Origin of the sequence: Pontivivens marinum (genome assembly GCF_900231835.1) — a bacterium.
Classification (GTDB): domain Bacteria; phylum Pseudomonadota; class Alphaproteobacteria; order Rhodobacterales; family Rhodobacteraceae; genus Pontivivens; species Pontivivens marinum.
The window spans coordinates 1-11,529 of sequence record NZ_OCTN01000016.1 but is presented as its reverse complement, the minus strand read 5'-3'; the positions used below and the strand labels follow the sequence as shown (position 1 = coordinate 11,529).

At 61.1% G+C, this 11,529-nt stretch carries 7 protein-coding genes; 1 reads left to right on the top strand and 6 read right to left on the bottom strand.

The genetic code is table 11. From position 1 onward, the window contains the following. Positions 1-47: 47 nt before the first annotated feature. Positions 48-521 carry a hypothetical protein gene (locus CR254_RS17630; protein WP_145996781.1) on the bottom strand — a complete coding sequence of 158 codons (474 nt, stop codon included), beginning with the start codon at positions 519-521 and terminating at the stop codon, positions 48-50. A gap of 538 nt (positions 522-1,059) precedes the next feature. Between CR254_RS17630 and CR254_RS17625 the strand changes: the two genes are divergently transcribed. Next, a protein-coding gene (locus CR254_RS17625; protein WP_097932352.1) for an IS3 family transposase occupies positions 1,060-2,213 on the top strand; the annotation gives its coding sequence in 2 pieces (ribosomal slippage) (positions 1,060-1,309 and positions 1,309-2,213; 1,155 coding nt in all). Positions 2,214-2,507: 294 nt separating this feature from the next. On the opposite strand, the gene CR254_RS17620 is transcribed toward CR254_RS17625, so the two are convergent. The 5 genes from CR254_RS17620 to CR254_RS17595 form a co-directional block, all read right to left on the bottom strand. Then, a complete protein-coding gene (locus tag CR254_RS17620) occupies positions 2,508-2,954 on the bottom strand; it encodes a hypothetical protein (RefSeq protein WP_097932350.1) in 447 nt (148 codons plus the stop codon). A gap of 122 nt (positions 2,955-3,076) precedes the next feature. Further along, positions 3,077-3,517: a type II toxin-antitoxin system PemK/MazF family toxin gene (locus CR254_RS17615; protein ID WP_097932348.1), complete on the bottom strand. Its 441-nt coding sequence runs from the start codon at positions 3,515-3,517 to the stop codon at positions 3,077-3,079. A 401-nt stretch (positions 3,518-3,918) separates the two neighbouring features. Then, the gene (locus CR254_RS17610; RefSeq protein WP_097932346.1) at positions 3,919-9,081 is read right to left on the bottom strand and encodes an ATP-binding protein; all 5,163 of its coding nucleotides are present in this window, start codon (positions 9,079-9,081) and stop codon (positions 3,919-3,921) included. Between the two features lie 1,101 nt (positions 9,082-10,182). Next, positions 10,183-10,728, bottom strand: coding sequence for a hypothetical protein (locus CR254_RS17600; RefSeq protein ID WP_097932343.1), 546 nt, complete (start codon positions 10,726-10,728; stop codon positions 10,183-10,185). 298 nt (positions 10,729-11,026) lie between these two features. Further along, positions 11,027-11,529 (bottom strand): integrase core domain-containing protein (locus CR254_RS17595; RefSeq protein WP_145996779.1); only part of this gene is annotated, 503 nt, incomplete at its 5' end.

The window sequence follows — 11,529 nt, the reverse complement described above, 5'->3', positions numbered from 1 at the left end:
AGGGACTTGTCCGGAACCCGGACAAGTCGAAAACCGGGGCGGACGGCTCAGTTCAGGCGGCGGTGCACTGCCATCAGGTCGAGGTTCCCGCGGTATGCCTCGGTCAACGCATATGCCTCGTACAGGAGTTCTGCGTGTCCGGGATTGCTCTGCTTGTTCTTGCGATGGAGCTCGAGGATCGTGGATCCGCATTCCAGCAAATGAGTAGTGTCCGGAAAGAACTCGTTGGTGACGTTCAGAAAGGCCTGCGCAGCCGATTTCAGATCGGCATTTGCGCCATCAATGTCCAGCACAGCAGACAGCGCATTCATGCACTCGCACCAAGCTGTCGCGGAGTCGTGAATCCGGTTCTGGCCCACATCCGTATCAAGGATTTTGCGGGCCTCATGCATAAGCCAATCGGCGCGCAATGCCCTGAAAATCGCATCGAGCGCGTTGCGAAACGCAAGGCGATCTTCGGCGAGCAGGGCAATGAGCGGTTCAGTCCCTACAGTGGACATGGTATTCGGCGTATCAGCCATGATGATCTCCATATGATCGTTGCGGTCAGCGTGGGCGTTGGAGTTGCTGCTCCGGCGCCCATGTGTTTATATATGATATCAGGAAATCGAAAGTCAATAAGTAATATCATGAAATCACGCGGTCGCCCAAAAGTAGACACCCATCCTGTGATGGTTCGCATGTCGGCATCGTTGATCGAGCGTCTCGATGACGCGCGTCGGAATGAGGCTGACCTACCCAGTCGGCCTGAAATGATACGTCGTGTTGTTGAAGAGTGGTTTGAGACAAAAGATGATGATGCGTAACGGGACTGTGCAATTTGCGACGTCCTCAGATAGATTTGGCTGCTGACCGCCTTGAGGTCGTCAGGCTCATAACCTGAAGGTCACAGGTTCAAATCCTACTCCCGCAACCAACTTCAGCGAACTCTCGCTAATATCCAAGCCCGCCCCTAAGGCGGGCTTTGTTACGTTTAGCATCTCCAATAGCTTCTGACCTGCCCCCCGGAAGTTCCCTGAGTCTAATGTAGAGTCTGCCCAAGCTGAAGGAGCAGACGACATGAGGAAAAGCCGTTTCACCGAAGCGCAGATTATCGGGATGATCAAAGAGCAGGAGGCTGGTTTGCCGACGGCGGAGCTGTGCCGGAAGCACGGCCTGAGCCCTGCGACGTTCTACAAGCTCAAGGCCAAATATGGCGGGATGGATGTGTCCGACGTCAAACGCCTCAAGCAGCTCGAGGATGAGAACGCGAAGCTAAAGCGCTTGGTGGCAGATGTCATGCTGGACAATGTTGTGCTGAAGGATCTTCTGGGAAAGCCCTGACGACGCCGATGCAACGGCGGGACGCGGTGCTGCGGGCAATGGAGGGTCATCCGATCTCTCAACGCCGGGCCTGCGTCCTGATCGGTGTCGATCCGAAGACGGTGCGGCGTGAAAGACCGCCCGATAACCCGGAGATCCGTCTGGAAATGAACAAGATTGCTGAGAAGCGGCGGCGGTTTGGTTGCCGGCGCATTGGCGTCCTGCTGGAGCGCGTGGGCATGACTATGAACGAAAAGAAGCTTCATCGGATTTACCGGGAAGAGGGCCTGTCAGTGCGCCGCCGTAGGGGCCGGAAACGGGCGCGAGGCAGCCGCACACCAATGCCAGTGCCATTGTGCCCGAACCAGCGCTGGTCCTTGGACTTCCTGTCCGACACTTTCGGGGCCTGTCGCAAATTCCGCATCCTGGCGGTCAATGACGATTGCTGCCGCGAAAACCTATGCCTGGTCCCCGACACCAGCATCTCCGGGGCCAGGGTCGCACGGGAGTTGGATGCGCTGGTCCGGATCTATGGGAAACCCGCTTGTATAGTTTCCGACAACGGAACGGAGTTCACCAGCAAAGCGATCCTGAAATGGGCAAACGACAACAAGGTCGAGTGGCATTACATCGATCCCGGTAAGCCGCAGCAGAACGGCTACATCGAGTCCTTCAACGGCAGCTTGCGCGACGAATGCCTCAACGAGGAAATCTTCGACAGCCTGGCCGACGCTCGCCGAACGCTGGCCCTCTGGCGCTACGATTACAACAACGTCAGGCCGCATTCATCGCTTGGCAACAAGACCCCCGCAGAAGCGCGCCGAGCGCTTGAGCTACTTGATGGCACCGCGCCCGGCGCGCTTGCCACACCCGAAACCGACGACTATCAAAACCAAGGACTCTCGCTATGACTGAGGGACGACCGGGGGGCAGGTCACGCCCTCCTGGGTGGCCCGCTTGGCGGCGACTTCGGCAATCAGGTCGATCAGATTTGTGAGGGTCATTCGCTTCTCCTTCGGTTGTGGACACACAAGAACCAACAACACGATGAGACCGGTGGCCTGCTACGGTTGGTCGTTTGCGCCCGCACAGAGAGGATCTGTGCGGGCGTCTCTGTATGGGCGGCGTGCTGACATCTGTAGCAGCAGAAGGGTCGCCAGCGCGCCTGACGCGGGGTGTCTAAGCCCGCGTGTCTCTTGTTGGTGTCAGAGCGTCTGACGCAGCTCTTCCAGTGCCTCCTGAGCGTGCATCAGATCGTGCACGGCTTGCAGCGTCTCGTAGAGCTCGAAGAACATGATCATCGCCCGCCCCAGCTCATCCGCGCGCACCGTTGTGCGCGTCTCCTGCCAGCAGGCAGGTGCGGAAACGTTGCACTCATCATAGTCGCGGTGCTGATGCACGGTCGTGCCCTTGTCGATCTCCCGGGTGAGGAAATCCATCTGCACGTCCAGTTCCTCCAGGATCTCTGGCTTGAAGATCTGGCGGGCCTCAATGATCTTGATCAGCCGCTCAAAGCCGACGCGCTCCAGCGGTTGGATGTTGTGCAGCACGTCCACGCGGATCGCCGTGATGCAGTCACGGGATTTGGCGAAACCTGCCGCGGCGATGGCTTCGATATTGTCATATGTAATGGGCAGAAGTTGGTGGGTCATACGAGACCTCCTTTGGATTTGAGGGTGATGGCTGCGCGAGATGCGCGGTTCCGCTCCAGGAAACCGCGCTCTTCGCGTAGCCTTCGCGCCTGTTCCTCCCAACGCTCCCGCCGGGCCTCGGCCTAGATGTCGGCCTCGGCCTGCAGGCGGGCCCACACGGCATTCATCCGGTCCAACAGGGGCGGATCAAGGCGACCAATCAGGGTGCCACGCTCTTCGCTGCCCTCAAAGCCAGGATGATTGATGCTGACGATCACGCGGCGCGCGCAGACAAAGCGGGAGGGCCGGTCCAGCCCCGCCGCGTGGCAGGAGGCGGTTTGTCCGACGCGGACCTCATAGCCAGTGTTGGCCTTGGTGCGGGCAGAGGTGCCGTAGGCGAGTTCGACAAACTTGGTGCCGTTCAGCTCAAAGACATCCAGCACCAGGCAGGGGCGCCGTTTGGGCTGCTCTGTCGGGCCGTCGGTGTTCTCATTGATCGGAAAGGCGAACAAAACAACGTCACCGCGCTCGACAAGGTCTTTCCAGTCGAAGTCCGGCACGAAGGATTGGGGGGAGTAATACATCTGGGGTCTCCATTGATGTGATTGAAAATCGACACCAGCTTTGGAAACCTAAAAGGCTTCCCGTTTTGCTGCGCGTCACAAAGACCGCGCAGCAAAACGGGAGGCAAAAAACGGCAGAGCGGCGAGAGGGAAACCCTCTCGTCAAAATTGGGGAAAGCGAAGGGGAGGGGCGGATTCCGGTCGCTCGCTGCGGTGTCGACGGACGGCCGCTTTGGCGCTGAGAGGATACTGGCAACCACCATTGCCCAATCGACAAAAGCGGACTTAGTCACCCGACTCTCACTCGGTGTCAGCACGCTGCTTTGCGCCCAAACCGATCCTGGAAGAGATGGACAGGCTCCCTGAGGCGAGCACGACGATCTTGTCCTACCCCTGATGCGGGGTGTGCCCCACCCCAAGCCTCAGCCAGGCTTGCCATGGACGGGCGCGACCGCTTGGGCTTCGGCCGCCGCTGTGACGCGCCGCTCCAGATCATGCGCCTCGGCGACACCAACCACCACCAATCGGCCCAGCGCCCAATCGATCCGCGCGCGCGCCGGGTGCGCTGGCTCGAGCAATCCCGAGTCTTCGACAATGCACGTTTCAAACCATTGCACAACCTGTCGGCCGACACCCGCCGCGATCCACAGCTCCGGTGACATCGTGCGGCCGAACCAAGCCTCGACCGCGTCCAGCAGGAAACCGATATGGCGCGAGCGCGGCGCGACCAGCAGCAGGTTCATCGTGCAGCGCGCCACGAACACCGTTTGACCCCCGGGCAACATCGGGCGGAGCACCGGCAGAAACGGATCGACCCGGTCGAACAAAGCTGGCGGAAGATAGCTGTGCGTCCCATTGATCATTCCATAGGTGTTGAACAGCATCTTCGCGATGACGCCAGCGCTCTTATGATCGATGTGAGCTTCGGCCGGGTCGCGGGCGCTCTTCCAGCGGCTAAGCGTCATCAGGCGCGCGACAAGCTTTTTGCGCAGCAACACCGGTCGTGCCAGCGCGTAATTGGTGTTGTTGAAGTAGAGCACGTCAGCGGTATGCTGCACTGTTTGCGCGACTTTGCCGAACGGCGCGTCCGGAAGGTCGGTCACGAACGGCAGATCGGCGGCGAACGCCGCATCGTCTCCATCGAGCAGCCGCTCGGCATACAACGCGTAATATTGCCAATTCCAGTCGGTAGGCTCGAGGCTGATTTCGGCATCGGCCGCATGGCCCAGCCCATTCATGCGGCCTGTCCATTCAGCATAAGCCGAGACGATCTCCTGCCGCCAGCCGATCGCGTTCGCAGGCGCCGACTGGATGATTGCCAGCCAGTGGGCCCCCGCCTGGTGATCGGTGTGAAGGAATTCTGCCGAAGGGTCGATCGCCGTCTCCAGCCCGCCATCGGCCTCGAACTCTTCGGGCGTGACTGGTCCCGGCAACCGAATTCGTCTGGCCCTGCGCAGGCTCGGTCGCTCCTCGGGCCAAGTGGGCCAATCCGGTTCCACGCCGCCATCAAGCCAAGCAAGCTCGCTCGTAACCGCTGCGTCGGACCGGGTGGCACGCTCCGCTTCGAACGCAGCCTGCGGCGCCTCGTCTTCCGGTTCGTAGCTCTTCCGACGATATGTCATGCTGGAAAAGGCCGCCCGCATCATCGCTTTGAAGAGACGCGGCTCGACCTTCAGGATGCGTGGGACAGCCGCCGCTACCGCGGTGGCTGCCACCCGATCCTGGCGTGTCGCGAGCGCGACCAGCGCATCGCGATCCGCGGTTTGTCTCAGCCGGGTCCAGAGATGGATCAGTGCGAGAACCACGATCGCTGGGCGGTTGTAGCGCAAAGTATCGCGCGACCCGCTGCCTCGATCGGATTTCTCCTCAAGCGTGATCCCGATAACTTCCCGCACCCAGGCTTCATGTGCTGCCAGCAGCGCATCGTCGCCGTCACGCGCGACGAGCAGCGCCGTCGTGATCAGCCGCGTTGCGCGCGACTTGAGCACGTCAGTATCGCTGCCATCGGGCACGCCGCCTTCGGCATAGGCGACTGCGTCGCGTGCGGTTTCGTCCGTCGCATACGTCCCACCGTCGACCGCCATCGAAATGCGCGCTTCCATTTCGCGCGCCTGAACCGACACATCCCGCTTGGCTTCGAGCGCCACGAAATGCGCGGCCTCGTCCGGCGGCGACCGATATTCGAGATTGCCGTCCTCCCGCTCGAACCAGTTCGCCAGGGTGAGGACGTTAAGCGCATAGCGGCCGGCGAACTCAGGTTCGCTCAACGTCGCGTGCGCGGCATAAGGATCGAGCGTCTCGACCGCCGCCGCGAGCGCTGCCCGCAACGCATTGCCGACTGGCTCGTCGGCCAGAAAATTCTGCAAGGTGTCGATCAGAGAATAGCCGCGCGAGGGTCTTGCCTTCAGATCGGCCATACGCACCGGACCCTTCGGCTCGTCCTTCAGTCCCAGCGTATCCCGCCCCGACCCCATCTGGTCATGAATCTGCCGGGTGCGATCTTCGGCAAGGAGCTGCGGGCTCGCGAGAAACGGCGCGAGCGCTACAAGTGCGACACTGCCGTGCGACAACAGCACGTCGATCGCGATGAGGAGATAGGCAGCCGCGCTGCCCTCTGGGCCCAATATGTCGCCGAGCACGGCCTCGACCGGATCACCATCATCGAGCCGCTTCTGGCTCCACGCCTCGAGCGCGAGCAGCCCGGAAGCGGCGGCATATTCGTCACCGTTGCCCCGCGACCAGCCATAGGTCCAGCCCCAGGGGAAGAAGCGCGGCCCCTCGCCAAAGTCGACGGTGATGCCGTCTTCGCCTGGCTCGCGCCCGTCGGTGTGAAAAACGATCGCCTCCTCGACCAGCCCCCTGATAAGCGCCAGTCCTTCGGCCGGCGCCGCGTTCAGCAGGTCGAGAAACGGCGGCTGCGCGGGCGATGGTGGCAGATAGTCATTATCGCCAAAACTGAAGGCGTCCTCCATCACGCGGTCCCGCCGACGCCGCCCTTGTTTTTTCTTGATCAGGCTCGCTTGGACCATTGCCGCCAGTTCAGCTGGCGCGACGGGAGCGATCGCGCTCGAGTATTGGCGCAGGTCATTCATCTTGTGCTCGTCGCCGTCGTTCGCAATCGCGGTGACATAGGCCTTGAGCGCATCGGGCGCGAAGGACCCGAGCAGCATCGCCATCAGCCGGAGCTTGGCTACCGTCCGCCGCCGCGCGTCGCCCCCCCAGCGCGCGCGTCCCTCCATCCCCGGTATCGTGACGGGCATGTCGCGCAGATCGAGCTGGCACAGCCAGTCGAACAGCAGCCGGGCCGTTCGCTCGGCAAGCGAGGGGAGCATCTTGAGGAAGAAGGCCTGTATCTCGACCAACTCGACCACGGCGTCGATCGCCGACATTGGCACCTCGGCGGCGTGATCAAGTATCCAGCGCAGCATCAGGACCGACGATCCCGTCACGTCGGTCCGATACGAGCGCGGCAGGTCGACCTTCGATCCATCAGGCAAGGTGATGATGTCAGCAGCCGCCTGCGTCTCGACCGCGACGAAAGTCGTCGACAGCTCGGTCAAGAGTGCCCCGCCCTCGGCGAGGAGCGAGGCGCTCGACTTTTCGAGCAGATCGGTCGCGACTTCTGACCTGACCAGCGCGAGGATCGCTTGTCGGCGCCAAGAACCGTGCGCGCTCGGAGGCGACAGGTGCGCGAGCAGATCGTTCCAGGCGCTCGCATCCTTGCCCGTCTCGAGCACGAGCCGTGCGGCGATCTCAATACCGCGGGCGACGCGCGGCGACACGGGTCCCCCCAGGTCGAACCCTCCCAGGCGGGACGGGTCTTCGGCGAGGTAATTCCCGATCGCCCAGTCGCGCAGCACGTCGTGACTGAAATCGAGCCGGTCGGGCCGGACCTCGCGGAGCGACTGAGCACCGAGCAGATGGTTTCGCGCGAACGAATCCTCGTCGAGATCGATACCGGCGTCGCCCTCGAGCGCGGCGGTCGCCAGTGCTCTGAGGATTCGCTGCGCTGCCCGCACTTCTGCCGTCGGCGCGCCATCGGCGCCGATCCACCAAAGCTGCGCGAGCCCGGCCTCAGTTCGGACCGACGCGGCGCTCGGTTCGCGGAGCAGTCGCGACAAACGGTAGAGGTTGCGCGCGAGTTGCGCTGCGGGATGGCCGGCATCGAGCAGCATCCGCAGTTCGGGCGCCTGATCGGTCAGGATCGCGACTTCTTGGTCCGACAGCGCTCCAACCGTGACCGCGTGCATACCCCCCAGTGCGGTCGAGATCCGGTCGTCGAGCCATGGGATGGCGTCGCTGGCGCCGGTCTGCCGCGCCGTCGCGATCACAGTGAAGCCGGGTATGGCGCCGGCGGCCCGCAGCAGCTCGCTGATCGTGCGCTGGCGCCCGGCATCGTCGACCATGTCGATGCCGTCAATGAAGAGGTAAGCGCCGCCGCTCGCTGCCAGATCGGTCAGGAAGGAATCCGCCGATCCGGGAATGCCGAGCGCGTTCGCGAAATACAACCAGCCGTTCGGGGGCGTCGCCTCACGGTCGAGAACGATGATCGGGGCATTTGCGGCAACGCGCTCGGCATAGTGGCGTAGCACCCAGGATTTGCCGACGCCGGTATCGCCGCGCACGACGATGAAGCGCTGCGTCTCTACCGCACCGTCGAGCGCTGCGACCGCGGCCAGCCGCGGCAGCGTGACGCCTGCGACGTTCGTCCCGATAGGCGAGAGCGTGTTTTGCGCGAGCTCGGCGAGTCGCGCGCGGGCCGGGCCGTATTCGCGTTCGCCGGCAAGCTTGAAATCGGCCTCTGCGAGGTTGGCTTTGAGTGCAGCGGTATCGATCTCGCCGCCCCGAGTGCCGGTCTGGATCGAGAGATCGACGAGGCGGCTCCACAATGCCTCGGCGCGCGCGACCTGCTCGTCCGCCAGCGCCATCCGCGCGAGCGCCAAGCCGTAGGTGCGAGCGATCGGCGCGCTCGCCTCGAAATCGAATTCGAGGATCAGTATCCGGCGCAGCAGCCGCCAGATCGTCTCATTTTCGTCGGCGACGCCGCCTGCGGCAAGATGCTCGCGCGTTGTCTCGACGAACTTGCGCATGTCATCGTTCGCCACGCCCGTGGCCTTCAGACGGGTGAAAAACTCGTCCGCTGTTGCCGCGCTGCGTGCCCAGCCCAGCACGTCTTGATATGCACCCGATATCTTGCGGCTGGTCCGCTGCGTGGCAATCCCGAACAGATGGCGCTCCGCCGGGATGTCCCCGATGGTGCTCCTGGCAATCTGTAGTGCGACATCCTTGTAGACCGGGTCCTTCGGTGAGAACTGGATATCCCGCTTCGACTGGATTTCGAGTAACGTATCACCGCTGGCGCCGACGCCCATGATGATGAGGTCGTCGAGCTTAAACCCTTGCTCAACGCCTTGGAAGCGCACGCTCGTGACGCGCGCGGACGGCAGCCCCGGCGCACGGTTGCCGGTCAGAAGCGCGAGCAGATATAACGCCCCGAGCTCGCCCTCAATGTAGGCGCCTGCCGCGCCGCGCGATGCCGGGCTTGAGCCATGTTCAGTGTCGGAGCTATTTTCTGCTTTTGCCATCCCACTGATGTGCAAGCGATCGTCCGCGTGGTCAAGCGAAACGGGCGTTCGCGGGTACTTGGTTGAACTGACGCGGACCGATTGTTAACTGGCCGATCTTCTATCTCAATTCATGTCGGCGCGACCAAACGTCGTCAACTTTGATGTTTTCGCACCAAAAGCCGCGCTTCCAATAGCAGTCGGTTCAGTGCGTTCGAACGAATTGCGGCTTTTGGAATCGGCTGTGGCGCCCTGGAATGACCTGCTTGGGGTGCGAAGCGGACGCTGCCTTTGACGATGTCGTGTGCCCGCTTCGGGCCGGGAGCGCTTACGATGACGGGTTCGCCGTCGAAGACGCCAGACAGGGTGCAGGGATAGACGGCGAGTGGTCCCTGCCGTGGCGTGTCCAGAGAGGGGAAGGCCCCCTCTTTGGTCTCAGCTGGATAAGCTGCCAGGGGGTGCAGGGGGGCTCGGCGAGTGCCCATCTGCGAGTGGGGATGAAAGGGGTGGGCGAAACCCCCTTTCTCGGGCTGAAAGCCCCGTGAGGGTTTGGGAGAGTTGGACGTCTCCCAAGGTCGCCGCAGGCGGCCAGGGTCCAGGGGCGCGCCCCTGGCGAACGCGCAGCTCGAACGCAGAACCGAAGGGCCGGAGTGCGAGCTGCTTAGTGAGTAAATGACTCGCGCTCTAAGTTGCTAAACAAGTCGCTTTCGGTCCAAACTTGCCGTTCATGCCACCGTCTTGATGCTGCGGTCGTAGCCCGCTTTGCAGTCATTCGCTGCAAGCGCAAAATTTAGTTGGGACCGAATTCACAGCCTGCGGACGAAGCAGCCGTTTGCGCATGCAGCATTTACGATGGCTTCTGCTGCAGTTGAATCGCCCAGCGGGGCCGGGTTAAAGTCACTGGCACCGTTCCGCCAGCATCGACCAAACTCACGTCCTGCAGATCGGCGCGCCGCTTGCCGGCGATGGTCCGCACCCGAGCGCCAAAACACGGACGGCGGAGTTGGGTCACGGCAAGCCCGAAACTACCGCGTTTACCGATCAGCTTGTAACTTTGATCGAAAAAATGTCTCCCGCGTGCTCTTGATGGAATACTGAATTCTGAAGTGGCGGGCGCCCTTATCACTCCGCCTGGAGCGCATCGCGGAGATTGATCGATTCATTACTACCCATTTTAAAATGGTATTGAAGCGTTCTGCCCGCCAAATCATCCATGAGGCTTACAGCCAAAGAGGCAACTTCGTGAAACTTGACCGGTCGATCAATGACACGAGGTAAGACAGACGCGTCGGTATTCACGTGGGATATGTATTGGTTTCTGTGTTCTACCTTCAACTTGTTGACCGCGCCTCGGTATTTTTTTACCTTCTCGTTGAGCGCCTTAGAGCGCTTTTGTTCGAGTAAGTTTTCACGGTTTAAGGCCCTGAGCAGCGTTTGGAATGACCGATTATTTTTCGAGTCATCGTCCAGCGCGGTCAGTCGCATCACGATATCGCGGACAGCGCTATCCAGCAGCATGAACTCGATCGACATATGCTCTCGCGACCATTGCCCAAGTCCTTCCAGCCTGGCCCTCACCTTGAAGCTGTAGATCAATATCAAAAGCCAAAGAATGTCGTCTTCCAGGCCAGATAGGATGTCGGAAGAGCTATCAAATCTACTTGCCATCTTTCGAAATCGTTTCCTAAACAGTTAGCATCGAGTTCAGTTTTTATGCGCCGGCTCTGAGTTGATGGTAACGAACGGCCCATTGCCGACTTTCGGGAAGCACCTGTGATGCTGCGACGCAGCTCGTCAAAGCCGACGTTCGTTTTCTGCTCAATCTAGTTTCGTGAAACATCAAGAACGAACACATCTACAAAAGCCGCCAACTCAGTCGGCATTTGCTCCTTAATACTTTTCTTGAGTGCTAGAGCGGTTGTAATAGTGGTGTTGACCTGTGACCTGCCCCCCGAGGCTCCCTCATTTATAATGAGAGTTTGCGGGTGTGGTTTTCATATTGTTCGTCGTCGGTTTGGGCAAGCGCGTCGTGCGCGGAGGCCTCAAATTGCTGAAGCGCCCGACGCGCTTCAGCGGGTGTTTGGTTCTCCAGTGATGAGTGCGGTCTGACGTTGTTGTAATCGTATCGCCAGAGCGCCAGCTTACGGCGGGCGTCGTCCAGGCTGTCGAACCATTCTTCGTTCAGCAGTTCATCTCGCAGGCTCCCGTTGAAGGACTCGATGAAGCCGTTCTGTTGCGGCTTTCCAGGATCGATGTAGTGCCACTCGACATCGTTCTCGTTCGCCCATTTCAGGATCGCACGACTGGTGAACTCGGTACCATTATCGCTGACAATGCAGGCGGGCTTGCCATAGATCCGCACAAGCGCGTCCAACTCACGTGCCACCCGCGCGCCAGAGATGCTGGTGTCCGCCATGAGGCACAGATTCTCGCGGCAGCAATCATCATTCACTGCCAAGATGCGGAACT

Excerpts from the sequence above, each read along its gene's own strand:
- CR254_RS17600 (WP_097932343.1), bottom strand. The coding sequence starts at position 10,728 with ATGGCAAGTAGATTTGATAGCTCTTCCGACATCCTATCTGGCCTGGAA.
- CR254_RS17615 (WP_097932348.1), bottom strand. The coding sequence starts at position 3,517 with ATGTATTACTCCCCCCAATCCTTCGTGCCGGACTTCGACTGGAAAGAC.
- CR254_RS17630 (WP_145996781.1), bottom strand. The coding sequence starts at position 521 with ATGGCTGATACGCCGAATACCATGTCCACTGTAGGGACTGAACCGCTC.
- CR254_RS17620 (WP_097932350.1), bottom strand. The coding sequence starts at position 2,954 with ATGACCCACCAACTTCTGCCCATTACATATGACAATATCGAAGCCATC.
- CR254_RS17610 (WP_097932346.1), bottom strand. The coding sequence starts at position 9,081 with ATGGCAAAAGCAGAAAATAGCTCCGACACTGAACATGGCTCAAGCCCG.